The organism is Pseudomonas sp. RC4D1 (assembly GCF_018390395.1).
In the GTDB taxonomy this organism is placed as follows: Bacteria; Pseudomonadota; Gammaproteobacteria; order Pseudomonadales; family Pseudomonadaceae; genus Aquipseudomonas; species Aquipseudomonas danubii.
The window spans coordinates 777471-801464 of sequence record NZ_JAHBAW010000002.1 but is presented as its reverse complement, the minus strand read 5'-3'; the positions used below and the strand labels follow the sequence as shown (position 1 = coordinate 801464).

The window sequence follows — 23994 nt, the reverse complement described above, 5'->3', positions numbered from 1 at the left end:
CGTTACGTCTTATTTTTATTAGGTTTGCTGCTTTTTATTCTTGTTATGCCATAGAGATAGCAGGAGCCGTGCCAACTTTTTAAAGTCCTTTAAAATCAACAGCTTAATGTTTTTGTAGGACAATCTGCATCGCAATAAAATCGACAAACTGTTTCCGTGTTACTCGTTCCCGCCACCGTTTAGAGCGGCCGGTAACACCCGGCCGCACATTGGCTCACCCGGCGCTACGTGCCTTGGCCACACGAGAACCGCTGGGGCGGCCCAGCACCGTGCAGATCTGCCGGCCAGCATCGATCAGGCGATCCATGTCGATACCGCTGTGTATGCCCAGGCCGTTGAGCAGGTACAGCACATCCTCGGTAGCAACGTTACCGCTAGCGCCCTTGGCATAGGGGCAGCCGCCGAGGCCGGCGATCGAACTGTCGAACACCGCGATGCCCTCCAGCAGACTGGCGTAGACGTTGGCCAGGGCTTGGCCATAAGTGTCGTGGAAGTGGCCGGCGAGCTTCTCCCGTGGCACCTGGGCGCTCACCACTTCGAACATTCTGCGGGTGGCGCCGGCGGTGCCGGTGCCGATGGTGTCGCCCAAGGACACTTCGTAGCAGCCCATGGCGTACAGCTCACGGGCCACCAGGGCCACTTGCTCCGGGGCTACCTCACCTTCGTAAGGGCAGCCCAGCACACAGGACACATACCCGCGCACGCTGACGCCATGCTGCTTGGCGGCCTCCATGATCGGCACGAAGCGCTGCAGGCTTTCGCTGATGGAACAGTTGATGTTGCGCTGGGAGAAGGACTCCGATGCGGCGGCGAACACCGCGACTTCCTTGACCCCCGCCGCCAGGGCGTCTTCGAAGCCCCGCAGGTTCGGCGCCAGCGCGCCGTAGACCACCCCCGGCTTGCGCTGGATGCGGGCGAAGACCTCGGCCGAACCGGCCATCTGCGGTACCCACTTGGGCGAGACGAAACTGCCGACTTCTATATAGCCCAGGCCTGCCGCCGTCAGGGCATCGACCAATTGCACCTTGTCCTCGACGCTGATGGGCTGGGCTTCGTTCTGCAGACCGTCGCGGGGGCCCACTTCGATCAGGCGTACATGGCTGGGGAGTGACATTCAGGTTCACCTTCTATGAGGGAGGGCGGATGCCGGCGCGAGCGGCGCAGGTGTCCCAAGGATTATTGTGCGGTGGTTTTCTGGTTCTGGATGGTTTGTTCCAGCGCCTGGGTACAGCGCTCCTCGGCGGTGTCCAGTTCCAGCTTCATCTGTTCGATGTCGAGCAACTGCTGTTCGAGCTGCTCACGGCGCTCGCCGATTTTCGCCAGCATGCTGTGCAACTGCTTCAGGTTGCCGCTGCTGGGGTCGTAGAGCTCGATGAGTTCACGGCATTCGGCCAGGGAAAAGCCGATGCGCTTGCCCCGCAGGATCAGCTTCAGGCTGACTTTGTCCCGGGGGGAGTAGATGCGTTCCTGACCGCGACGCTCAGGGGCCAGCAGGCCCTGCTCTTCATAGAAGCGTATGGCCCGGGTGGTGATGTCGAGCTCGCGGGCGAGGTCGGAGATGCTGTAGGTCTGGCTGCTCATGGAGGCGCTCAAGGTGGGACTTGGCGCTAAGCTAAAGGCAGGTTTACGTATACGTCAAGCAATCCGCGTCGATCCCGTTCGCCGGCAAGCCGGCTCCTCCAGTGAGGGCTTGCCGGCGAAGGGGTCAGGCTGTCTGCTGGTCGAGTTTCTTTTCGTGGGCGGTCACCTGTTGGCACAACTCGATCATCTGTTCGCGCATCCAACGGTTAGCCGGGTCCTGGTCGGTGCTTTCGTGCCAATAGAGGTGGGTTTCCACCGGTGGTACATCATTGACCGGCAGATTGAAGGCCTGCAGGTCATGGCGTCGGGCAAAACGTTCCGGGACGGTCATGACCATGTCGGTTTGTTGCAACACTTGTGAAGCCATCAGGTAGTGCTGGGAGCGCAGGGTGATCTTGCGCTGGATGCCCATCTTGCCCAGCGCCAGGTCGACATGGCCCAGGCCGCTGCGACGGCTGGAAATATGGATGTGGGTCAGGGACAGGTAGTCGTCCAGGGTGAACTTTTCCTTGCCGGCCAGGGGGTGCCCCTTGCGCATGGCGCACACGTAACGGTCTTCCATGAGCTTGACGTGGCGCACCTGGGGGTCGGTGTTGAGGGGGGCGTCCACGGCAAAGTCCAGGCGCCCGGCTGCCAGTTCCTTGGTGGTCTCCCGGCGCTTGGAGAGGAAACTCTCGATGATCACCGCCGGTGCCAGGCGGCGCAGGCGTTGGAACAGGGGGGGCAGGATCACTGCCTCGGTCAGGTCGGTCATGCTGATGCGGTAGGTCTTGACCGCTTGCAGAGGGTTGAAAATCCGACTTTCCTGGACTGAAACCCGCAGCAGTGACAATGCATTGCGCACCGGGCCGATGATGTTCTGTGCCATGGGGGTGGGCACCATGCCCTGGGCGGTCCTGACGAACAGCGGATCATTGAAGGTCTCGCGCAGACGTGCCAGTGCGTTGGACACCGCCGGTTGGGTGATGCCGACGATCTGCCCGGCGCGGGTCAGGTTGGCTTCGGTGTAGATCGCGTCGAAAACGATGAAGAGGTTGAGGTCGACCTTGCTCAGATTCATGGCGCTGCACTCTTATTGTTAGGGCCTGTGAGGGAGGCTCGGAGGCCTTTCGGATCAGCCGATCATATATCGGTGATGAATGTTAATACACGCCGAGAATAGGCTAGGTAAATTTTCGTAGCTGATCTAGCATCGATTTCAGTCCCCCAACACCCGTTCTTCACAAAGGTAGAACTGCCCATGGAATTCGCCTATTCCCCCAAGGTTCAAGAGCTGCGTGAGCGCGTCACCGCGTTCATGGATGCCTATGTTTATCCGGCTGAAGCGGTCTTCGAGCGTCAGGTTGCCGAAGGTGATCGTTGGCAGCCGACCGCCATCATGGAAGAGCTCAAACTCAAGGCCAAGGCTGAAGGTCTGTGGAATTTGTTTCTGCCTGAGTCGGAACTGGGGGCCGGCCTGACCAACCTTGAATATGCGCCACTGGCGGAGATCATGGGCCGATCGCTGCTGGGTCCCGAGCCGTTCAACTGCTCGGCGCCGGATACCGGCAACATGGAAGTGCTGGTGCGTTATGCCAGCGAAGAACAGAAGCAGCGCTGGCTGGAGCCGCTGCTGCGTGGCGAGATCCGCTCCGCGTTCGCCATGACCGAGCCGGATGTGGCTTCCTCCGACGCCACCAACATGGCGGCCCGCGCGGTGCGTGACGGCGATCAGTGGGTCATCAACGGCAAGAAGTGGTGGACCTCGGGCGCCTGTGATCCGCGTTGCAAGATTCTGATCTTCATGGGCCTGAGCAATCCGGATGCGCCGCGTCATCAGCAGCACTCGATGATCCTGGTGCCGGTGGATACCCCCGGGGTGAAGATCGTCCGTCCACTGCCGGTGTTTGGCTACGACGATGCGCCGCATGGTCACGCCGAAGTGTTGTTCGACAACGTCCGCGTACCTTATGAGAACGTGCTGCTGGGAGAGGGGCGTGGTTTCGAGATTGCCCAGGGCCGCCTCGGCCCGGGCCGCATTCACCACTGCATGCGTTCCATTGGCATGGCCGAGCGGGCGCTGGAATTGATGTGCAAGCGTGCGGTGAATCGCACCGCGTTCGGCAAACCGCTGGCTCGCCTGGGGGGCAATATCGACAAGATCGCCGACTCGCGGATGGAGATCGACATGGCTCGGCTGCTGACCCTCAAGGCGGCCTACATGATGGACACCGTGGGTAACAAAGTGGCCAAGAGCGAGATTGCCCAGATCAAGGTGGTGGCGCCGAATGTGGCCCTGCGGGTGATCGACCGGGCGATCCAGATACACGGTGGGGCCGGGGTATCCAATGACTTCCCATTGGCCTACATGTACGCCATGCAGCGCACCTTGCGCCTGGCCGATGGCCCGGATGAAGTACACCGCGCGGCCATTGGCAAGTACGAAATCGGCAAGTATGTGCCGAAGGAAATGCTGCGCAGCAGCCATTGATGATCATGCAGCCGGCCTGCCGGGCGACGCCTGTGGCAGGCCGGTTGCTGTGTATTCAGTACACCCAGACTTCTACGCGCCGGTTCTTGATCCGGCCCTCGTCGGCGTTGTTGGCCGCCACTGGCAGCTCAGCGCCGAAACCGCGGATCTCGCGAAACACCACGCCGCTTTTTACCAGTTCCCTGCGCACTGTCATGGCCCGCAGCTTGGACAGCAGTGCAGCGCGTGCCGGGTCGCTCTTGGCATCCCCGAATCCGGCCAGAGTGACGTGCCGGTTCATCTTGCCGTGTTGGCGCAGGTAATCCAGGACGCGATTCAGGTCCTGGCGTGCCTTGTTGTCCAGATTGGCGCTGCCCTCCTCGAAGCGAAAGTTCACGCTCAGGCGTTGCGCGTCTCGGCTCAGTTGCTGGTAGGTCTTGGGCATCTGTGGGCTGGGCGTTACCCGCATGGCTTGCACGGTCTGGGCGACAAAGCCGTTGGCGGCGACGATGGCCTGGCCTTTGGCGCTCTGGGAAAAACTCACCAGGGCGTCCGCCCAGGGGTTCTGCCCATTGGGCGGCAAGTACAGGTACAGACGCCGCGACAGTGGGTAGTCCTCAGTGGCGATCAGGCTGTTGAGGGGCGGCATAGGTTGGGAGTCACCGTCGATAATCGCCACGGCCTTGGCCTGGCGTACGTAGGGCAAGCCGATGAAGCCGATGCCTTGAGGGTCCCGGCTCACCGCGTCCGACAGCTGTTCGCTGGACTCGAAACGCTTGGCCGCTGGGTTCAACGCCTTGCCGCGACGGCTGAGGACCAGCTCCTTGAAGGTGTCGTAGGTGCCGGACTGATCATCCCGGGCATACAGGTGGACCGGCCCGCCCGTGCTTCCCAGCTCTTCCCAGGTCTTGATCTCGCCACTGAACAGGCGGGCCAGTTGCTCGGTGCTTAGCTGGCTCAGCGGATTGCGCGGATGAAGGATGATTGCCAGCCCGTCGATGGCGATGACCTGTTCGGCGCCAGGGCTTTTCAGGTCCCCCAGGCTTTCCAGCTCCACCAGTTCGCTGTCCCTGATCGGTCGGGAGGCGGCCGCAATATCGGCCTGGGCGTTTTTCAGTGCGCTAAAGCCGGTGCTCGAACCGTGGGCGGCAACGTCCACTCTGACTGTCCGACCTTGGGCGCTCTGTCCTAGAACGCGTTTCTCATTGTCCTTGCCACCGCCCTCAATCCTGACGTTGTGCAGACCCTGTTGTTCAAGCAAGCCCTTGACCAGCGCCGGGCCAAGCTGGGCGCCGATGGTGTTGGAGCCCTGGATACGCAGCACGGCGGCATTGTCGGGCGCCAGGGGCAAGGCGGCGAACACCGACCAAGGCAGGGCATAGCAAACAAAGCCGATCAGAAACAGGCTGATGGTCCGGCACCAGATATCTCGTTCACTGACGGTGGAAGCGCGGGGCATGGCGGCACTGGCCTTCTATTGAGAAAGAGGAGAGTGCTGGCGAGATTAAGTCAGGGAGGTGACAGGTATGTGACGGGCGGCACTTTCTGGCGATAAATGGCGAAAGTCCTACATCGTAAATAGCTGTTTTCTCTAGATTTTTTGAGACTTGTCCTAAAGACCAGTCTTCGGAGGCTGCGTAGAGTTGGCAACTTTGTCTGGCGGGGATTGGGGCGACTGCCAACGCGTCATCCCCCCGCAGATGCCTCGGCAGTGTTGTGCTGCTATTTCGTAGTAAGCAAAGGAGTTACAAATGAGTGCCTGGTTCGAGCTGAAGCAGTATGGCAGTGGTGCATGCAGATTCTTGCTGAAGACAAAGGAGGCGCAGACCATGCTTCAAAGCGACCGATTCCCTTGCCGGGACAGTGCCGAGGCGGCTCTCGGCCTGTTCCGCGCACACTGCGCTTCTCCTGAGCGCTACGTCAAGAAAATTTCATCGGGCGGTAAACCTTATTTCAAGCTCAAGGCCGGCAAGGAAGTGATTCTGGTCAGTCATTTGTACGATTCGGAGCCCACACTCGAGAGCGCCATCAACGCCATCGCAGCTGCTGGCACCACTGAACGGGTTGAAGTGGTCCACATGTAAGCGGTAGTAAAAAGCCCATCTTGCGATGGGCTTTTTTGTGCCTGTGAATCAGCTCAACTCGAGCCAGATCGGCGCATGGTCAGAGGGCTTTTCCATGCCCCGCAGTTCATAGTCGACGCCGGCGTCCTTGACCCGGGGCAGCAGCCCCTGGGATGCCATGATCAGATCGATGCGCAGGCCACGCTTGGGTTCGTCCTCGAAGCCGCGACTGCGGTAGTCGAACCAGCTGAAGCGATCGTTCACCTCGGGGTTCAGGTGACGGAAGCTGTCTACTAGACCCCAGTTCTTCAAGCGTGCCATCCACTCGCGCTCTTCCGGCAGGAAGCTGCATTTGCCGGTCTTGAGCCAGCGCTTGGCATTTTCGGCGCCGATGCCGATGTCGCAGTCTTCCGGGGAAATATTCACGTCACCCATGACCACCAGGGGCTGGTCGTTGCTAAAGCGATTTTCCAGCAGGTGCTGCAGGTCGCTGTAGAAGCGTTCCTTGGCCGGGAACTTGGTGGGATGGTCGCGGCTTTCACCTTGGGGGAAGTAGCCGTTCATGATGGTCACCGGCGTGCCGTTGGCATCGGCGAAAGTACCCCAGATAAAACGCCGCTGGGCGTCTTCGTCATCGCCCTCGAAACCTCTATGCACGGCCAGTGGTGCCTGGCGCGAGAGCAGGGCGACACCGTAATGGCCCTTCTGGCCGTGGTAGTGCACGTGGTAGCCCAGGGCCTGGACGTCGGCGAGGGGAAACTGCTCGTCGGCGACCTTGGTTTCCTGCAGGCCGATCACGTCCGGCTGGTGTTTGTCGATCAGCGCCGCCAGCTGATGGGGGCGGGCGCGCAGCCCGTTGATATTGAACGAGACGATCTTCATGGTCGGCGGTCCTGGCAAAACAGCGATGCTAGCTGACTACGCCCGGGTCGACCAGCATGGCAGCCCCGCGAATGCGCTGCTAATGTCCTTGAGCGTGGGAACGATCAGCGCCGCGCCAGGTTCGTAATAACAAGAGTGCGGCCATTCGAGCCGGGCCCAGGGGAGAGTGACCGACATGCCTGATACCGCCAACGCCATCGCCGATATCCATATGCTCGACAGCGGCTATTCCCGTGAAGCGCGGTCGCTGCTGTACCAGGCCTATCGCCATGAGCCGACCTTCGGTTTCATTTTCGAATCCGAACGCGCCGGTTATGAACAGCGGGTGCGGGCCACGGTGCGTGAGCTGGTGAAACAGCATTTTCTGCAAGACCTTCCGGCCATCGGCCTGCTCGTCAACGACCGCTTGATCGGCATTGCCCTGATCGCCCCACCGCAACGCCGCCTGGGCATTACCGAAAGCTGGGCCTGGCGGCTGCGCATGGTGCTGAGTACCGGGTTTCGTTGCACGCGGCGCTATCTGGAGTACCACGAGTCGGTGCAGGCCTGCCTGCCCGGCGATGCGGTCCATGTGTTGCCGTTGCTAGGCGTGCACCCGCAATTCCAGGGGCAGCATTTCGGCGAACAGTTGCTGGAGGCGGTGCACAATTGGTGTGCTGTGGATGAGCATTCCCAGGGCGTGGTGCTGGATACGGGTAATCCGCGCTATCTGGAGTTCTATAAACGTCAGGGTTATGAAGAGATCGGAGAGATCGCGGTAGGGCCGGTCCGCGAGCACGTATTCTTTCATCCGAACCCGCAACTCTTACAAAGAGCAACAGCCTGATATAGAACTTTCCCAGCACTTGAGCGCTCTATCGCCCCCCCAAGCTCGTGATAGCATCCGCGCCTATGAAGTTTCCAGGAAGATTTACCAGCGGCTTTTTGCTGTTGTTCACAAGCTTTGCGGCGCTGGCGCAGAGCGAATTGGATGTCAGGGTAAAGCCCGCCAATGACGAGCTGAAAGCCAATGTGGAAGGTTACATTGGCGGTGTCGGTGATCGCGATGAAGAAGCCCTGCTGCGATTCAGCCGGGGCGCCGAGGAGCAGGCGAAGAAAGCCGCCCAGGCATTGGGCTACTACCAGCCGCGTATCGAAAGCGAAGTGCGCGGCGGCGAGAAACCCCGCCTGTTGTTGCGTATCGACCCCGGCGAGCCGGTGCATCTGCGCAACGTGACGATCCGGGTCGAAGGCCCGGCAGCGTCCCTCAAGTCCTTCCGCACCCCTGACAGTGACCAGCTCAAGCCTGGCGCTGTGCTCAATCATGGCCGTTATGAAGATGCCAAGCGCCTGATCCAGAACCAGGCCTCGCGCTACGGTTTTTTCAGCGGACGTTTTACCCGTCAGCAATTGTCCGTAGACCCCCTGGCCGGGGTGGCGGACATCGAACTGGTGTATGACAGCGGTCCGCGTTATGCCCTGGGCAAGGTCAGCTTCACCGGGGATTCTTTGTTCGACGAAGACCTGTTGCGGCGCATGGTGCCCTTCAAGAGCGGCGCCCCCTACGACTCCGAGCTGATTGCCGAACTCAACCAGGCGCTACAGTCCAGCGGCTATTTCGAGGGCGTGCGGGTCGATGCCGCGCCCACGGCTGCCGAGCACGAGGTGATTCCAGTGGCGGTCCTGCTGGAAACCCGCAAGCCCCGGACCATGGGGCTTGGCCTGGGCTACTCCACCGACGTAGGCCCCCGGGTCAAGGCCAACTGGACCCGGCACTGGGTCAATCCACAGGGTCACAGTTATGGCTGGGAGGCCGAAGTTTCGGCGCCCCGGCAGAACGTCGGCCTGTGGTATGACATTCCCCTGGACCCGCCGCTGACCGACAAGCTGCGCTTCGCCGGTGGTTATCAGAATGAAGAAATCTCCGGCACCGATACCCTGAGTAAGTTGCTCACAGTGGGCCCCGAGTGGCACAGCAAGTTGCCCAGCGGCTGGCAGCGCGTGGTCTCGCTGAAGTATCAACGTGAGGAGTATCGCCTTGGGGACGACTCGGGCCTGAGTAATCTGCTGATGCCTGGCCTGACCTATTCCTACCTGCGCAGCGACAATCGTATCGATCCGCACAATGGTTATCGCATTCAATTCGATACCAAGCTGGCCAAGGAAGGCGTGGGCTCCGACACCAACCTGTTGTACGGAACGGTCCTGCTCAAAGGCCTGACCACGGCCTGGGACAATCACCGCTTTCTGGGGCGTGTGCAGTTTGGAGGCAGCGCCACCAACGGTTACAAGTCCATTCCGCCGTCCTTGCGCTTCTTCGCCGGTGGCGACCAGAGCGTGCGTGGTTACGACTACCAGACCCTGTCCCCGAAGAACTCCGAAGGGGATCGCATCGGCGGGCGTTACATGGTGGCTGGCAGTGTCGAGTATCAGTACTCCATTGCCGAGAAATGGCGGATCGCGACCTTTGTCGATCAGGGCAACTCGTTCAACAAACTGGAGCTACCGAACCTCAAGACCGGGGTCGGTGTGGGGCTGCGCTGGGTGTCGCCGGTAGGTCCGATCCGGGTCGACCTGGCCCACGCGATGAATGACGACGGTGGGATTCGCTTGCACTTTTCCATGGGGCCAGAGCTTTGAAGCGCACCTTGAAGATAACGCTGCTGGCGATTCTTGCGCTGGTGATCCTGACCCTTCTGGCCTTGACCACGGTGCTGGGGACCCAGGCCGGCAGCCGCTGGGCCTTGGGCCTGGTGCCGGGGCTGACCCTGGACAATTTCCAGGGCCATCTGGGTGGCCAATGGAGCACAGACCATCTGCTCTGGCAGCAGGACGGCAGTCGGGTCGAGCTCGATTCGGTGAAATTTGCCTGGTCTCCTGCCTGCCTGTTGCGCATGACCCTCTGCATTGAGCAGTTGGAGGCCGATCAGGTCAGCCTGCAGTTCGCTCCCAGCAACGATACCGAAGAAAGCACAGGGTCCATCAGCCTGCCGGAACTGCGTCTGCCCGTGGCCATCGAGCTGGGACAGGTACGGGTCGGCCGCTTGTTGTTCAACGGCAGTGAAGAACTCAAGGGGCTGCAACTGGCGGCGCACTGGACCGCTCAGGGCTTGCAGATCGACTCGGTGCACCTGCAGCGCGATGACCTGAGCCTCGACCTGTCCGGCCTGTTGCAACCCAGTGGCGACTGGCCCCTGACGGCTCAGGGCACCCTCGGCTTGCCCGCTCCTGGCGGTGGTCCCTGGGCCCTGGCTATGCAGGTCGAAGGCGATCTGCTCAAGACCCTGAAACTCAAGGCCGACAGCAGTGGCTATCTGCAAGGGCAGTTGAGCGGTGAGCTGCAACCTCTGGTGGAGAACCTGCCGGCGCAAGTGCGGATCATTGCCAGTGGCTTCAAGGCCAGCGCCGACTTGCCGGACACCCTGCAACTGGATCAGTTGGAACTGACCGGCAAGGGGGACTTGAAAAACGGCTATCAGCTCGACGGCAAGGCCAGTCTGCCGGCGGAGCAAGGGCCGGTGGCTCTGCTGTTGCAAGGCAAGGTCGACGCCAAGGGCGCGCAGATCGCCACGCTGGACCTGCGAGCCAACGACAAGCAGAGCCTCAATCTCAGCGGTCAGCTTGATTGGAGCCAAGGCTTTTCGGCCGAGGCCAAGCTTGCCTGGCTGGATTTTCCCTGGCATCGCCTTTACCCATTGATCGAAGAACCGGCCGTGGCGCTGCGCAGCTTCAATGCAGAAGTGGCCTACCGGGATGGCAACTACCTGGGCAATTTCAAGGGTGATCTGGATGGCCCGGCAGGCGCCTTCAGCTTGAGCAGTCCCTTCAGCGGCGACCTGAGCAAGATCTTCCTGCCGCAATTCCAGCTCACGGCCGGACAAGGCAAGGCCCAGGGGCACCTGAACCTGCAATTTGCCGACGGTGTGGCCTGGGATACGGCGCTGGAACTGTCGGCCATCAACCCGGCGTATTGGCTGGCCGAGTTGCCCGGTACCCTGGCCGGCCCCTTGCGCAGCCAGGGGGAAATGAAGAACGAACAGCTCAAGGTCACAGCCGACCTCGACCTCAAGGGGCGCCTGCGGGGGCAGCCGGCCGTGCTGCTGGCCAAGGCCGACGGAGCAGGGGAGCAGTGGAACCTGAGTGCCCTGGATATCCGCCTGGGGGACAACCGCATCAATGGCTCCGGTAGCCTGCAGCAGAAAATCGCCGGCCAGCTGGACATCAAGCTGCCGCGTCTGGGCCAGCTATGGCCGCAGTTGCGCGGGCAACTCAATGGCCGGGTAGATCTGGCAGGCACGCTCAAGGCGCCACAGGGCAAGGTGGACCTCTCGGGGCAGCAACTGGCCTTTGCCGACAACCGCCTGCAAAGCCTCAAGCTGGGGGCGACTCTCGACGGCGCACAACAGGCCCAGGTGGATCTCAAGGGCAGTGGAATTCAGGCCGGAGACACCCAGCTTGGCACCCTGACCCTGGCCGGCCAGGGCGATATCAAGAAACAGAAACTGCAACTGGACCTGCAAGGCCCACTGTTGAAACTGGCCCTGGGGCTGGATGGCGCGCTGGATCAGGGCAACTGGCGGGGGCGCCTGGCCAGTGGCGATGTACAGACCGGCGGCCAGGACTGGAAACTGCAGAACCCGGCGAAGCTGGAGCGTTTGGCCAATGGCACCCTCAACTTTGGCGCCCATTGCTGGACCAGCGGCGATGCCAGTCTGTGTGGCGAAGACCAGCGATTGATGCCCGATCCGAAGCTGCGTTATCACCTCAAGCGTTTCCCCATCGACAGCCTGGCTCAATGGCTGCCCAAGGATTTCGCCTGGAAGGGCATGCTCAATGCCGAGGTACAGTTGGACCTGCCGGCTAGCGGTCCCAAAGGCCAGATCCTGCTGGATGCCAGTGGTGGCACCCTGCGGGTCAAGGATAAGGGCCAATGGCTGGACTTCCCCTATCAGGCGTTGAAGCTCGATACCCGCCTCAACCCGCGGCGCATCGATACCCAACTGCAGTTCGACGGCGGCAAGTTGGGCGAACTGATGGTCCAGGCACAGATCAATCCGTTGCCCAAAAGCAAACCGTTGTCCGGGGAGTTCCGCCTCAGTGGTCTGGATCTGTCCGTGGCACGGCCGTTTGTGCCCATGGTGGAGAAACTCAGTGGCAACCTGAACGGCAGTGGACGCTTGTCTGGCGGGCTGTTGGCGCCTCAGGTCAACGGCAATCTGCAACTCAGTGGCGGTGAGGTCTCTGGTTCCGAGCTGCCCATCAGCCTTGAAGACTTGCAATTGAGCGCGCAGATCATGGGCGAGAGCGTGCAACTCAACGGCGGCTGGAAAAGCGGCAAGGCCGGGCAGGGCAACCTCAATGGCAATATCGCCTGGGGGCGAGCCTTGGCGGTGGACCTGAGCCTCAAGGGCACGCAGTTGCCCGTCACTGTCGAGCCCTACGCCGCGCTGGAAATGGCTCCGGACCTGAAGATCTCACTGCAAAACGACAAGCTGGCAATCGACGGCAAGGTGCTGATCCCCAAGGGGCAGATCACCGTACGCGAATTGCCGCCCTCGACGGTCAAGGTTTCCGATGACACGGTCATCGTCGGCCAGCAGACCGACGAGGGTAAGAAGCCCATGGCCATGGCGATGAACATCGATGTGGAAGTGGGCCAGGACAAGCTCAGCTTTGCCGGGTTCGGCCTTACCGCCAACCTGCGGGGGCATGTGCACATTGGCGACAACATGGATACCCGCGGCGAGCTGTGGCTCAACGACGGTCGTTACCGGGCCTATGGCCAGCGCCTGACGGTGCGTCGTGCACGGTTGCTGTTTGCCGGCCCCATCGACCAGCCGTACCTGGATATCGAGGCAGTGCGCCAGACCGACGACGTGATTGCCGGCATCCGCCTCAGTGGCAGCGCCGAGCAACCGGCGACGCAGATCTTCTCCGAACCGGCCATGAGTCAGGAACAGGCCTTGTCCTACCTGGTACTGGGGCGGCCGCTGAGCTCCACCGGTGAAGACAACAACATGCTGGCCCAGGCCGCCCTGGGCCTGGGGTTGATGGGCAGTTCCGAGCTTACCGGCGGCATTGCCAAGAACCTGGGCATCCAGGACTTCCAGCTCGATACCCAGGGCAGTGGCAACAGCACCAGCGTGGTGGCCAGCGGCAATATCTCCGAGAAGCTCAGCCTGCGTTATGGCGTCGGGGTGTTCGAACCTGCCAGCACCATTGCCTTGCGCTACAAACTGAGCAAGAAGGTCTACCTGGAAGCGGCCAGCGGCTTTGCCAGCTCCCTGGACATCTTCTACAAGCGCGACTTCTAAGGCTCGTCGCCAAAGGGGGCATGGCCCCCTTCTTGTCCACACCACCTCTCCCTGATCGAACAAGGCGCCCGCTGGTTTTCAAACCGGCGGCGCTGCGCCGTTGATCAAGCAAATAAAAAGCAAGCTAATCATTGCGTTGACATTGGCTGCCTAGGCAGTAATATCTCGACACACACTCTCTGCCTAGGCAGCTAACTGGTGGTCAGATGAAGCATTTCAAACCCGACGACTTTCACAATTGCCATCTCGGCCTGCTGCTGGGGCGTGCTGCCTTGCTCAAGGACCGGATCATCGACACCCACATGGAGCCCCACGGCATCACAGCCGCGCAGTTCAAGGTGCTGATCATCATGGCCCAGTTCGGCGTCGATACCCCGGCCGAATTGTGCCGCCACCTGTCCCTGGACAGCGGTTCGATGACCCGCATGCTCGACCGCCTGCAGCAGAAGGACTTCCTGGCGCGTCAACGCTCGGAGGACGACCGGCGCCAGGTGCGCCTGGTGCTGACCGAGGAAGGTCGCAAGCTTGCTGATCGGCTGCCTTACATCGGTGCCAATGCAATGAACCAGTTGGCGGGTGCCATCTCTCCTGAGGAGTTGCGCACCCTTGAGCAGATTCTCAAGAAAATTTTGCTGGCTGCCGGTGACCCGATCACCATCCTGCGTTTAGGTGAAAAATGAGCAGTAAAACCTCGCGTACCCGCCTCAGCCTGGTGCTGTTGGCCATGAGTCTGGCCGGCTGTGCCAATTACAGCGGCCTGGATACCTCCGGCGTAAGCCTTGAGGCGAAAAGCCTAGCAGCGGGACAGTCTCTCAACGGTGTGACTTTGTCGCCGGCAGCCTGGCCACAAAGTGACTGGTGGAAAAGCCTGGGCGATACCCAGCTTGACGGGCTGATCCAGGAAGCCCTGCGGGACAGTCCGGACATGCAGATCGCCAGTGCCCGTGCCCATCAGGCCAATGCTGCGGCCTATGCCGCGGATGCCGAGCGGATGCCGACCCTGGATGCTAGTGCCGGTATCAGCCGCTCGCGCCTGGCCCGTGACCAGGACCCGCTGGGGCAGGGCGGGGCCTATTCCACGGTGCGCAATGTTGGCGCCAGCTTCAATTACAACTTCGATCTCTGGGGGGGCCAGCGCGCGGCCTGGGAAGCAGCGCTGGGGCAGGCCCGAGCCGCTGAAGTCGACCGCCAGGCAGCGAGTCTAACCCTGGCCGCCGATGTAGCGCGTGCCTACAGCGACCTGGGGCGTGCGCATATCGTGTACGACCTGGCGAACGAGGACCTCAAGCGTACCCGGCAGATGCTCGACCTGAGTCGCCGTCGCCTGGACTCCGGGATCGACAGTCAGTACCAGTACCAGCAGACCGAAAGTCTGGAGGCCAGCTCCCAGGCCAGCCTGATCGACGCCGAGAAGCAATTGCAGAGCGCGAAGATCGCCTTGGCCGTGTTGCTCGGCAAGGGGCCGGATCGGGCCGATGACATCTCCCGGCCCAAGGTCCTGCAAGCCAGCGCCGTAGCCCTGCCTTCGACGCTGCCCGCTGAACTGCTGGGGCGCCGGCCTGATCTGGTGGCGGCTCGCTGGCGGGTGGAAGCGGCGAGCAAGAACATCGATGCCAGCAAGACCCGTTTCTACCCCAACCTCAACCTCAGTGCGCGAGCGGGCACCGAGGCGTTGCTGGGGGATGCGCTGTTCGGTTCCGCCAGTCGCTTCTTCAGTATCGCGCCGACCGTCTCGCTGCCGATTTTCGACGGCGGGCGGCTGCGGGCTGACCTGGACGCCCGGGATGCCGACTACGACCTGGCAGTCGCGCAATACAACAAGACCCTGGTGGCTGCCCTGGGGGATGTCAGCGACAGCATCTCCCAACTGCGGGAAATCGGACGGCAGATCGTCGCCCAGCAGCACGCCACCGACATCGCTCAGGACTCTTACAACACCGTGGTCCAGCGTTTCGGCTCTGGGATCGGCAACTACCTGGACGTGCTGAGCATTGAGCAGCAACTGCTGCAGGCCCAGCGCCAGCTGGCCACGCTGAATGCTCAGCAGATCGATCTGTCGATTCAATTGATGCAGGCGTTGGGGGGCGGCTTCGGTGCCGAGAACCTGGCTTCGGCCGACCCAGCCCCAGCTCCTCAGACTAAATAATTCGAGGTATTTGTCATGGCCACTGTCGACACTCAAGCAACCGAAAACACCCCGGACGCCGGTAACTCCCGCAAGCGCAAAGTCATGCTCCTGGGGCTGACGGCCATCGTCATTCTCGGCGGTCTGGGCGTGTTCGCCTGGCACGAACTTTATGGGCGCTGGAATGAAAGCACCGACGATGCCTATGTCAACGGCAACGTCGTGGAGATCACCCCGCTGGTCACCGGCACGGTGGTCAGCATCGGCGCCGACGATGGCGATCTGGTGCATGAGGGCCAGGTGCTGATCAACTTCGACCCCAACGATGCCCAGGTCGGCCTGCAAAGTGCCGAGGCCAATCTGGCCCGCACCGTACGCCAGGTGCGCGGCTTGTACAGCAACGTTGATGGCATGCGGGCCCAAGTGGCGGCGCAGAAGGCCGAAGTGCAGAAAGCCCAGGACAACTTCAATCGCCGCAAGAACCTCGCGGCCAGCGGAGCGATTTCCCAGGAGGAACTGTCCCACGCTCGTGATGACCTGACCTCGGCGCAAAATGCCCTGGCCAACGCCCAGCAGCAGCTCAACACCACCAATGCCCTGGTGGACGACACCGTAGTCTCCAATCACCCAGATGTGCAGGCCGCGGCCGCACAGTTGCGCCAGGCCTACCTGAACAACGCCCGCAGCACGCTGATTGCGCCAGTGACCGGTTATGTGGCTAAACGCACCGTGCAACTGGGCCAGCGGGTCCAGCCGGGCACTGCACTGATGGCGGTGATTCCCCTGGACCAGCTGTGGATCGATGCCAACTTCAAGGAAACCCAGCTGCGTGACATGCGCATTGGCCAGCCGGTAGACATCGAGGCCGACATCTATGGCAGCGATGTGAAGTACAGCGGCACCATCGATAGCCTCGGCGCCGGCACCGGTAGCGCCTTTGCCCTGTTGCCGGCGCAGAACGCCACCGGTAACTGGATCAAGATCGTGCAGCGTGTGCCGGTGCGTATCCACATCAATGCCGATGAGCTGGCCAAGCATCCGCTGCGGGTCGGCCTGTCGACCCTGGTGAACGTCAACCTGCGGGATCAGAGCGGCCCGGTACTGGCCCAGCAACCACCGCAAAAGGCTTCCTTCAGCACCAACGTCTATGACCGTCAGTTGGGCGAGGCCGATGCCCTGATCGCCCGTCTGATCCACGACAACAGCGCGACCATCGGCAAGACGGCCCAGCGCTGATTCGCCAATCCGTCAACCCTGGTTTCGTCTAGAGACCAGGGTGCCAGCCCAGTTCCTAAGGATTCGCGATGAGCAATAACGCGTCTTTCACGCCTCCCAGCCTGCTGCTGAGCACCATCGGCCTGTCACTGGCGACCTTCATGCAGGTGCTCGATACCACCATCGCCAACGTGGCGTTGCCGACCATCTCTGGCAACCTCGGGGTGAGTTCGGAGCAGGGCACCTGGGTCATTACCTCGTTCGCCGTGAGCAACGCCATTGCCTTGCCACTGACCGGCTGGCTGAGCCGGCGTTTCGGTGAAGTGAAGCTGTTTATCTGGGCCACCCTGCTGTTTGTGCTGGCCTCGTTTCTCTGCGGTATTTCCACCTCGATGCCCGAGCTCGTTGGCTTTCGGGTGTTGCAAGGGGTGGTAGCAGGTCCCCTGTATCCCATGACCCAGACCCTGCTGATTGCCGTCTACCCGCCCGCGAAGAGGGGGATGGCCCTGGCGCTGCTGGCCATGGTCACGGTGGTGGCGCCGATTGCCGGGCCGATACTCGGTGGCTGGATCACCGACAGCTACAGCTGGCCGTGGATCTTCTTTATCAATGTGCCGATCGGCCTGTTTGCTGCCTGGGTGGTTCAGCAGCAATTGAAGGCGCGACCGGTGGTGACCAGTCGCCAGCCGATGGACTATATCGGCCTGCTGAGCCTGATCGTCGGGGTCGGTGCCTTGCAGATCGTTCTCGACAAGGGCAACGACCTGGACTGGTTCGAGTCCAACTTCATCATCGCCGGCACGCTGATCTCGGTGATTGCCCTGGCGGTGTTCGTGATCTGGGAAATGACGGATCGGCATCCGGTGGTCAACTTGCGGCTGTTCGCCCATCGCAACTTCCGCATCGGCACCATCGTGCTGGTGGGCGGTTACGCCGGGTTCTTCGGGATCAACCTGATCCTGCCGCAATGGTTGCAGACCCAGATGGGCTACACCGCCACTTGGGCCGGTCTGGCCGTGGCACCGATTGGCATTTTGCCGGTGCTGATGTCGCCCTTTGTCGGCAAGTACGCCCACAAGTTCGACCTGCGCCTGCTGGCTGGCCTGGCGTTCCTGGCCATTGGCCTGAGCTGCTTCATGCGTGCCGGATTCACCAATGAGGTGGACTTCCAGCACATCGCCCTGGTGCAGCTGTTCATGGGGATTGGTGTGGCGCTGTTCTTCATGCCGACCCTGAGCATCCTGATGTCCGACCTGCCGCCGCACCAGATCGCCGACGGCGCCGGCCTGGCGACCTTCCTGCGGACGCTGGGGGGGAGCTTTGCGGCGTCGCTGACGACCTGGATCTGGATTCGTCGGGCGGATCAGCACCATGCCTACATGAGCGAAAGCATGAGCATCTTCGATCCGGTCACCCGGGATGCGTTGAACAACCTCGGCGGTGCCAGCACCCAAGCCTACGCGCAGTTGGACCAAGTGCTCACCAGCCAGGCGTACATGCTCTCGACCGTGGACTATTTCACCTTGCTGGGCTGGGGCTTCATGGGCCTGATTCTGTTGGTGTGGTTGGCCAAGCCACCGTTTGCCGCCAAGGCCGGCCCGGCGTCGGCGGGGCATTGATGCCCATTGTCGTATGAGCTGGCTTGCCAGCGAAGGCGTCCGTAAGGGCGATGCAAGGCTTGCTGGCCACTTCGCCGGCAAGCCGGCTCCTACGGTGGGGCATTTGTTGTAGGAGCTGGCTTGCCAGCGAAGGCGTCCGTAAGGGCGATGCAAGGCTTGCTGGCCACTTCGTCGGCAAGCCGGTTCCTACGGTGGGGCATTTGTTGTAGGGGCTACTTGCCAGCGAAGGCGTCTGTTCAGGACGAACCGGGCAACGCCAGCTGCGTGGGTACGAAATCGAACGCAGCCAGTTGGAAACCCTGCTCGTCCACCTGCAATGCCCAGCCCTGTCGATCCCAATCCCCCAGCACGATGCGTTTGGCGGCCTGTTGGCCAATCTGCAACTTGTGAATCGCCGGGCGGTGGGTATGGCCATGAACCAGGGTACCCACTCCATGTTCGCGCATGACCCGCGGTATTTCGTCCGGGGTCACATCGACAATGTCGTTGGCTTTCATGCGCGTCTGGGCGCGGCTTTCGTTGCGCAGCTTGCGCGCCAGCTTGCGCCGGGTGCGCAAGGGCAGATGCCGCAGAATCCACAGGCTCAACGGGTTGCGCAGGTAACGACGCATGCGCATGTAGGCTTCGTCGCGGGTGCACAGGCTGTCGCCGTGCATCAGCAGTACCGGCTCACCGTAGAAGTCGACGACGCTGGGGTCCTTGAGCAGGGTGGCGCCGGCTGCCTTGCAAAAGGCCTGGCCGAGCATGAAGTCGCGATTGCCATGCATCAGGAAGACCTGCGTGCCGCTGTCGCTGAGCTCGCGCAGTGCCTGGCAAATGGAAAGCTGGTAGGGGGTCATGGCATCGTCGCCGATCCATACCTCGAAGAAGTCACCGAGGATGTACAGCGCCTCGGCGGCGCGGGCGCGCCCACCGAGTAAATCCAGAAACGCCCGGGTAATGTCCGGGCGTTCCTCTTCCAGATGCAAATCTGAAATCAGCAGTATCACTCAATGATCTCGGCTTTCTCGATGATCACGTCTTCTGCGGGTACGTCCTGGTGGCCGGATTTCATGGTGGTGGCCACGCCTTTGATCTTGTCGACCACTTCAGTGCCGGCGATCACTTTGCCGAATACTGCGTAGCCCCAGCCTTGAACGGTCTTGCCGCTGTGGTTGAGGAAGCTGTTGTCGGCGACGTTGATGAAGAACTGCGCGGAGGCCGAATGCGGCTCCATGGTACGGGCCATGGCGACGGTGTACTTGTCGTTGGAAAGGCCGTTGTCCGCTTCGTTCTGGATGCTTGGACGCTTGTCTTTCTTTTCTTTCATGCCAGGTTCGAAGCCGCCGCCCTGGATCATGAAGTTACCGATGACGCGGTGAAACACGGTGTTCTCGTAGTGCCCGGCTTTCACGTATTCGACGAAGTTGGCCACGGTCAACGGGGCTTTCTCGGCGTTCAATTCCAGCACGATCTCGCCGTGGTTGGTGGTCAGTTTGACTTGGGTCATGGTCGGTACTCTTTATAAGGAGAAGCGTTTTCAAGAAAATCCTGGGTAGCGGGGCACGCATGCGGTCCGCACCGATTTGGCCATCCTGCAGCCAAGGAGCGCAGTTTAGCGTGACCGCCATGAATTTCGAGGCTGTTTTTTCACTTGCACGCTATTAATAGCCGCAGTTTTAAAGCTGCGCTCTGTCAGGCACTTGACAGCATCGGCTATGATACTCGTTTTGATTTATCAGGCCGCACCCGGCCGCGCACTTGTACGTTCAAGGATCCTATGAGCAAGCCCACTGTCGACCCTACCTCGAATTCCAAGACTGGACCGGCCGTACCGGTCAACTTCCTGCGCCCGATCATCCAGGCGGACCTGGACTCGGGTAAGCACACACAGATCGTGACCCGCTTCCCTCCGGAGCCCAACGGTTACCTGCACATCGGTCACGCCAAGTCGATCTGCGTGAATTTCGGCCTGGCTCAGGAGTTCGGTGGTGTCACCCACCTGCGCTTTGACGACACCAACCCGGCCAAGGAAGACCAGGAGTACATCGACGCCATCGAAAGCGACGTCAAGTGGCTGGGCTTTGAGTGGTCCGGTGAAGTGCGCTATGCCTCGCAATATTTCGACCAATTGCACGACTGGGCCGTGGAACTGATCAAGGCAGGCAAGGCCTACGTCTGCGACCTGACTCCCGAGCAAGCCAGGGAGTACCGCGGTAGCCTCACCGAAGCGGGCAAGAACAGCCCGTTCCGCGAGCGTTCGGTTGAAGAGAACCTGGACTGGTTCGCCCGCATGCGTGCCGGCGAATTCCCAGACGGTGCACGGGTGCTGCGGGCCAAGATCGACATGGCCTCGCCGAACATGAACCTGCGCGACCCGATCATGTATCGCATCCGCCATGCCCATCACCACCAGACCGGTGACAAGTGGTGCATCTACCCCAACTACGACTTCACCCACGGTCAGTCGGACGCCATCGAAGGCATCACCCATTCGATCTGCACCCTGGAATTCGAAAGCCACCGTCCGCTGTACGAATGGTTCCTCGAGCACTTGCCGGTGCCGGCGCACCCGCGTCAGTACGAATTCAGCCGCCTGAACCTGAACTACACCATCACCAGCAAGCGCAAGCTCAAGCAACTGGTGGACGAGCAGCACGTGAATGGTTGGGACGACCCGCGCATGTCGACCCTGTCGGGCTTCCGCCGCCGTGGCTACACCCCGGCATCGATCCGCAATTTCTGCGAGATGGTTGGCACCAACCGCTCTGACGGCGTGGTCGACTACGGCATGCTGGAATTCAGCATCCGCCAGGACCTCGACGCGAATGCCCCGCGCGCCATGTGCGTGCTGCGTCCGTTGAAAGTCGTGATCACCAACTACCCGGAAGACCAGATCGAGAACCTCGAACTGCCGCGTCATCCGCAGAAAGAAGAACTGGGCGTGCGCAAGCTGCCGTTCGCCCGTGAAATCTACATCGACCGTGATGACTTCATGGAAGAGCCGCCGAAGGGCTACAAGCGCCTGGAGCCGGCCGGCGAAGTGCGGCTGCGCGGCAGCTACGTGATCCGTGCTGACGAAGCGATCAAGGATGCCGAGGGCAATATCGTCGAGCTGCGTTGCTCCTACGATCCGGACACCCTGGGCAAGAACCCTGAAGGCCGTAAGGTCAAGGGCGTGATCCACTGGGTGCCGGCTGCCGCCAGCGTCGAGTGCGAAGTGCGCCTGTACGATCGTCTGTTCCGTTCTCCGAACCCGGAGAAGGCCGAGGACAGCGCGAGTTTCCTGGACAACATCAACCCTGACTCCCTGCAAGTGCTCACTGGTTGTCGTGCCGAACCCTCGCTGGGCAACGCACAGCCGGAAGACCGTTTCCAGTTCGAGCGCGAAGGCTACTTCTGCGCGGATATCAAGGACTCGAAACCTGGTGCTCCGGTATTCAACCGTACCGTGACCCTGCGCGACTCCTGGGGTCAGTGATTCAGTCAAGGAACTAACGTGCTAACGATCTACAACACGCTCACCAAGAGCAAAGAAGTCTTCAAGCCTTTGGATGGCAACAAGGTGCGCATGTACGTGTGCGGCATGACCGTGTACGACTACTGCCACCTTGGGCACGGCCGCAGCATGGTGGCCTTCGACCTGATTACCCGCTGGCTGCGTTTCAGCGGTTATGACCTGACGTACGTGCGCAACATCACCGATATCGATGACAAGATCATCAATCGTGCCAATGAGAACGGTGAGTCCTTCGAGGCCTTGACCGAGCGTATGATCGCGGCGATGCACGAGGACGAGGCGCGGCTGAATATCCGCAAGCCGGACATGGAGCCGCGGGCCACCGACCATATCCCTGGCATGCACGCGATGATCCAGACCCTGATCGACAAGGGTTATGCCTACGCTCCGGGCAATGGCGACGTGTACTACCGCGTCGGTAAGTTCATGGGTTATGGCAAGCTGTCGCGCAAGAAGATCGAAGACCTGCGCATCGGTGCGCGGATCGAAGTGGATGAGTCGAAGCAGGATCCGCTGGACTTCGTGCTGTGGAAAGCCGCCAAGCCGGGCGAGCCGAGCTGGGAGTCGCCGTGGGGGGCTGGTCGTCCGGGCTGGCATATCGAGTGCTCGGTGATGTCCACCTGCTGCCTGGGTGAGACCTTCGACATTCATGGCGGTGGCAGCGATCTGGAGTTCCCGCACCACGAGAACGAGATTGCCCAGAGCGAGGCGGCGACCGGCAAGACCTACGCCAATGCCTGGATGCACTGCGGCATGATCCGCATCAATGGCGAGAAGATGTCCAAGTCCTTGAACAACTTCTTCACCATTCGCGACGTGCTCGACAAGTACCATCCGGAAGTGGTGCGTTACCTGCTGGTGGCCAGCCACTACCGCAGCGCCATCAACTACTCGGAAGACAATCTCAAGGACGCCAAGGGCGCGCTGGAGCGTTTCTATCACGCGCTCAAGGGCCTGCCAAAGGTCGCTCCGGCCGGTGGCGAAGCCTTCGTCGAACGTTTCACCCAGGTGATGAACGACGACTTCGGTACTCCGGAAGCCTGTGCCGTACTGTTCGAGATGGTGCGTGAGATCAACCGCCTGCGTGAGAGCGATATCGATGCGGCGGCGGGTCTGGCAGCGCGTCTGAAAGAGCTGGCCAGCGTGCTGGGCGTGCTGCAACTGGAAGCCGATGACTTCCTGCAGGCCGGTGCCGAAGGTCGGGTCGATGGGGCACAGGTCGAGGCGCTGATCCAGGCCCGTCTGGCAGCCCGTGCCAACAAGGATTGGGCTGAGTCCGACCGTATTCGCGATCAGATCACCGCCATGGGCGTGATTCTGGAAGACGGCAAGGGCGGTACGACCTGGCGCCTGGCTGACTAAGCTGGCGTTTGCTGCAACAAGAAACCCGCCTGGTGCGGGTTTTTTGTTGCCCTTCGAACAGTGCCGGATCAGGCCAGCGAGGCGAGGCGCTCCACTGTGTCCGGGTAGCGTTCCACCAGGCGCATCAAGGTCGTGGCCTGGGCGTTGGGGGTGGCGCGGCCTTGTTCCCAGTTTTCCAGGGTACGGGTGTTGGTGCGCAGGTACATGGCGAATACTGAACGCGAGAGGTTGAGTTGCTGGCGGATGTTCATCACCTCGGTAGCAGTGATGGGGGGCAGTTTGTCCAGCTTCACTTTATGGCTGCGCAGGGTGATCTTGCCCTGGCGCTCCTGGGTGAGGGCGTCGATGCCTTCTACCAGTTCGGAAAAGATGTCACGTTTGGTCATGTCTTCTGGCCTCGATTTCACGTTCCAGCAGTTGTTTGAGCTGTTGTCGCTGCTGCGGTAGCAGGTCGTCCATCTGCTCCTTGTCGAACAGGGTGAAGAGCCAGAACTGCGCCCCTCCGGACCACCAGTAATAAATCACTCTCAGCCCGCCACGCCTGCCCTTGTTGCCTCGCTCATCGACGAAACGCATCTTGCGCAAGCCGCCAGTGCACTGAATCAGAACCCCCGCGTGCGGGTGGCGCAGCAACTCGATCTGCAGTTCGCAGAACAACTCGTCGTCAAGGAAGTCCTTTCGGTATCGTGCAAATGCCGGTAGTTCAATAAACAGAGCATTCATTTCATACGCTTCCTGCGTATAGACTGGATGACGCTGCAGCTTTGGTCAAGGCCCGCTGAGCGCCGCGTTTGATCTGGCAACAGTCTATGCCTGCGGCATTGGGCTGAATGTCGGAGCGAGCCGACGTGACAGGAAGGGCGATTCCGAGTTTCGCTGGGAATAGGGGAGGGCAGGGCCCTGAAA

20 protein-coding genes are annotated in these 23994 nt (G+C 61.2%); 11 read left to right on the top strand and 9 right to left on the bottom strand.

What is annotated here, in order from left to right; translation table 11 throughout:
• Positions 1 to 214: 214 nt before the first annotated feature.
• From KHO49_RS19360 to KHO49_RS19350, 3 genes are all read right to left on the bottom strand, one after another.
• The gene (locus KHO49_RS19360; RefSeq protein WP_110652840.1) at positions 215 to 1114 is read right to left on the bottom strand and encodes a hydroxymethylglutaryl-CoA lyase; all 900 of its coding nucleotides are present in this window, start codon (positions 1112 to 1114) and stop codon (positions 215 to 217) included.
• A gap of 62 nt (positions 1115 to 1176) precedes the next feature.
• Positions 1177 to 1581 carry a MerR family transcriptional regulator gene (locus KHO49_RS19355; RefSeq protein WP_110652839.1) on the bottom strand — a complete coding sequence of 135 codons (405 nt, stop codon included), beginning with the start codon at positions 1579 to 1581 and terminating at the stop codon, positions 1177 to 1179.
• Between the two features lie 124 nt (positions 1582 to 1705).
• Positions 1706 to 2641, bottom strand: coding sequence for a LysR family transcriptional regulator (locus tag KHO49_RS19350; RefSeq protein ID WP_102864697.1), 936 nt, complete (start codon positions 2639 to 2641; stop codon positions 1706 to 1708).
• 180 nt (positions 2642 to 2821) lie between these two features.
• Here KHO49_RS19350 and KHO49_RS19345 point away from each other — a divergent pair, with 180 nt between their 5' ends.
• A complete protein-coding gene (locus KHO49_RS19345) occupies positions 2822 to 4051 on the top strand; it encodes an acyl-CoA dehydrogenase (protein WP_102881801.1) in 1230 nt (409 codons plus the stop codon).
• 55 nt (positions 4052 to 4106) lie between these two features.
• On the opposite strand, the gene KHO49_RS19340 is transcribed toward KHO49_RS19345, so the two are convergent.
• Entirely contained in the window at positions 4107 to 5489 is a 1383-nt protein-coding gene (locus KHO49_RS19340; protein WP_213665658.1) for a substrate-binding domain-containing protein, read from the bottom strand.
• Between the two features lie 292 nt (positions 5490 to 5781).
• Between KHO49_RS19340 and KHO49_RS19335 the strand changes: the two genes are divergently transcribed.
• A complete protein-coding gene (locus KHO49_RS19335) occupies positions 5782 to 6114 on the top strand; it encodes a DUF1508 domain-containing protein (RefSeq protein WP_102881799.1) in 333 nt (110 codons plus the stop codon).
• A gap of 48 nt (positions 6115 to 6162) precedes the next feature.
• Here the strand turns inward: KHO49_RS19335 and xthA are convergent, their stop codons facing one another.
• Entirely contained in the window at positions 6163 to 6975 is an 813-nt protein-coding gene (gene xthA / locus KHO49_RS19330; RefSeq protein ID WP_213665657.1) for an exodeoxyribonuclease III, read from the bottom strand.
• 175 nt (positions 6976 to 7150) lie between these two features.
• On the opposite strand from xthA, the gene KHO49_RS19325 reads away from it, so the two are divergent.
• The 7 genes from KHO49_RS19325 (at position 7151) to KHO49_RS19295 (ending at position 18227) form a co-directional block, all read left to right on the top strand.
• A complete protein-coding gene (locus KHO49_RS19325) occupies positions 7151 to 7801 on the top strand; it encodes a GNAT family N-acetyltransferase (protein ID WP_213665656.1) in 651 nt (216 codons plus the stop codon).
• A gap of 65 nt (positions 7802 to 7866) precedes the next feature.
• The gene (locus KHO49_RS19320; RefSeq protein WP_213665655.1) at positions 7867 to 9594 is read left to right on the top strand and encodes an autotransporter assembly complex protein TamA; all 1728 of its coding nucleotides are present in this window, start codon (positions 7867 to 7869) and stop codon (positions 9592 to 9594) included.
• Positions 9591 to 13268, top strand: coding sequence for a translocation/assembly module TamB domain-containing protein (locus KHO49_RS19315; protein ID WP_213665654.1), 3678 nt, complete (start codon positions 9591 to 9593; stop codon positions 13266 to 13268). Before KHO49_RS19320 ends, KHO49_RS19315 begins: the two co-directional genes overlap by 4 nt.
• Positions 13269 to 13474: 206 nt before the next feature.
• Positions 13475 to 13948: a MarR family winged helix-turn-helix transcriptional regulator gene (locus KHO49_RS19310; protein WP_102864704.1), complete on the top strand. Its 474-nt coding sequence runs from the start codon at positions 13475 to 13477 to the stop codon at positions 13946 to 13948.
• Complete coding sequence (locus KHO49_RS19305) at positions 13945 to 15414, top strand: efflux transporter outer membrane subunit (protein ID WP_213665653.1); 1470 nt, start codon at positions 13945 to 13947, stop codon at positions 15412 to 15414. Before KHO49_RS19310 ends, KHO49_RS19305 begins: the two co-directional genes overlap by 4 nt.
• Positions 15415 to 15429: 15 nt before the next feature.
• On the top strand, positions 15430 to 16629 hold the full coding sequence (locus KHO49_RS19300) for an HlyD family secretion protein (protein WP_213665652.1): 1200 nt from the start codon (positions 15430 to 15432) through the stop codon (positions 16627 to 16629).
• Between the two features lie 68 nt (positions 16630 to 16697).
• Entirely contained in the window at positions 16698 to 18227 is a 1530-nt protein-coding gene (locus KHO49_RS19295; protein WP_102864707.1) for a DHA2 family efflux MFS transporter permease subunit, read from the top strand.
• 236 nt (positions 18228 to 18463) lie between these two features.
• On the opposite strand, the gene lpxH is transcribed toward KHO49_RS19295, so the two are convergent.
• Both lpxH and KHO49_RS19285 read right to left on the bottom strand, forming a co-directional pair.
• A complete protein-coding gene (gene lpxH / locus KHO49_RS19290) occupies positions 18464 to 19216 on the bottom strand; it encodes a UDP-2,3-diacylglucosamine diphosphatase (RefSeq protein ID WP_102864709.1) in 753 nt (250 codons plus the stop codon).
• Positions 19213 to 19716 (bottom strand): peptidylprolyl isomerase, encoded by a 504-nt coding sequence (locus tag KHO49_RS19285; RefSeq protein ID WP_016965727.1) that lies wholly within the window; start codon positions 19714 to 19716, stop codon positions 19213 to 19215. Before KHO49_RS19285 ends, lpxH begins: the two co-directional genes overlap by 4 nt.
• Positions 19717 to 19986: 270 nt before the next feature.
• Here KHO49_RS19285 and KHO49_RS19280 point away from each other — a divergent pair, with 270 nt between their 5' ends.
• Together KHO49_RS19280 and cysS are read left to right on the top strand one after the other, a co-directional pair.
• Complete coding sequence (locus tag KHO49_RS19280; RefSeq protein ID WP_213665651.1) at positions 19987 to 21687, top strand: glutamine--tRNA ligase/YqeY domain fusion protein; 1701 nt, start codon at positions 19987 to 19989, stop codon at positions 21685 to 21687.
• An 18-nt stretch (positions 21688 to 21705) separates the two neighbouring features.
• Entirely contained in the window at positions 21706 to 23088 is a 1383-nt protein-coding gene (cysS, locus tag KHO49_RS19275) for a cysteine--tRNA ligase (RefSeq protein ID WP_102881792.1), read from the top strand.
• Between the two features lie 68 nt (positions 23089 to 23156).
• Here cysS and KHO49_RS19270 read toward each other — a convergent pair whose 3' ends face one another.
• Both KHO49_RS19270 and KHO49_RS19265 read right to left on the bottom strand, forming a co-directional pair.
• On the bottom strand, positions 23157 to 23474 hold the full coding sequence (locus KHO49_RS19270) for a helix-turn-helix domain-containing protein (protein ID WP_102864712.1): 318 nt from the start codon (positions 23472 to 23474) through the stop codon (positions 23157 to 23159).
• Complete coding sequence (locus tag KHO49_RS19265; protein ID WP_213665650.1) at positions 23461 to 23811, bottom strand: toxin; 351 nt, start codon at positions 23809 to 23811, stop codon at positions 23461 to 23463. Before KHO49_RS19265 ends, KHO49_RS19270 begins: the two co-directional genes overlap by 14 nt.
• Between the last annotated feature and the right edge of the window lie 183 nt (positions 23812 to 23994).

Coding starts and splice junctions, on each gene's coding strand:
- KHO49_RS19360 (WP_110652840.1), bottom strand. CDS start 1,114: ATGTCACTCCCCAGCCATGTACGCCTGATCGAAGTGGGCCCCCGCGAC.
- KHO49_RS19355 (WP_110652839.1), bottom strand. CDS start 1,581: ATGAGCAGCCAGACCTACAGCATCTCCGACCTCGCCCGCGAGCTCGAC.
- KHO49_RS19350 (WP_102864697.1), bottom strand. CDS start 2,641: ATGAATCTGAGCAAGGTCGACCTCAACCTCTTCATCGTTTTCGACGCG.
- KHO49_RS19345 (WP_102881801.1), top strand. CDS start 2,822: ATGGAATTCGCCTATTCCCCCAAGGTTCAAGAGCTGCGTGAGCGCGTC.
- KHO49_RS19340 (WP_213665658.1), bottom strand. CDS start 5,489: ATGCCCCGCGCTTCCACCGTCAGTGAACGAGATATCTGGTGCCGGACC.
- KHO49_RS19335 (WP_102881799.1), top strand. CDS start 5,782: ATGAGTGCCTGGTTCGAGCTGAAGCAGTATGGCAGTGGTGCATGCAGA.
- xthA (WP_213665657.1), bottom strand. CDS start 6,975: ATGAAGATCGTCTCGTTCAATATCAACGGGCTGCGCGCCCGCCCCCAT.
- KHO49_RS19325 (WP_213665656.1), top strand. CDS start 7,151: ATGCCTGATACCGCCAACGCCATCGCCGATATCCATATGCTCGACAGC.
- KHO49_RS19320 (WP_213665655.1), top strand. CDS start 7,867: ATGAAGTTTCCAGGAAGATTTACCAGCGGCTTTTTGCTGTTGTTCACA.
- KHO49_RS19310 (WP_102864704.1), top strand. CDS start 13,475: ATGAAGCATTTCAAACCCGACGACTTTCACAATTGCCATCTCGGCCTG.
- KHO49_RS19305 (WP_213665653.1), top strand. CDS start 13,945: ATGAGCAGTAAAACCTCGCGTACCCGCCTCAGCCTGGTGCTGTTGGCC.
- KHO49_RS19300 (WP_213665652.1), top strand. CDS start 15,430: ATGGCCACTGTCGACACTCAAGCAACCGAAAACACCCCGGACGCCGGT.
- KHO49_RS19295 (WP_102864707.1), top strand. CDS start 16,698: ATGAGCAATAACGCGTCTTTCACGCCTCCCAGCCTGCTGCTGAGCACC.
- KHO49_RS19285 (WP_016965727.1), bottom strand. CDS start 19,716: ATGACCCAAGTCAAACTGACCACCAACCACGGCGAGATCGTGCTGGAA.
- KHO49_RS19280 (WP_213665651.1), top strand. CDS start 19,987: ATGAGCAAGCCCACTGTCGACCCTACCTCGAATTCCAAGACTGGACCG.
- KHO49_RS19270 (WP_102864712.1), bottom strand. CDS start 23,474: ATGACCAAACGTGACATCTTTTCCGAACTGGTAGAAGGCATCGACGCC.
- KHO49_RS19265 (WP_213665650.1), bottom strand. CDS start 23,811: ATGAATGCTCTGTTTATTGAACTACCGGCATTTGCACGATACCGAAAG.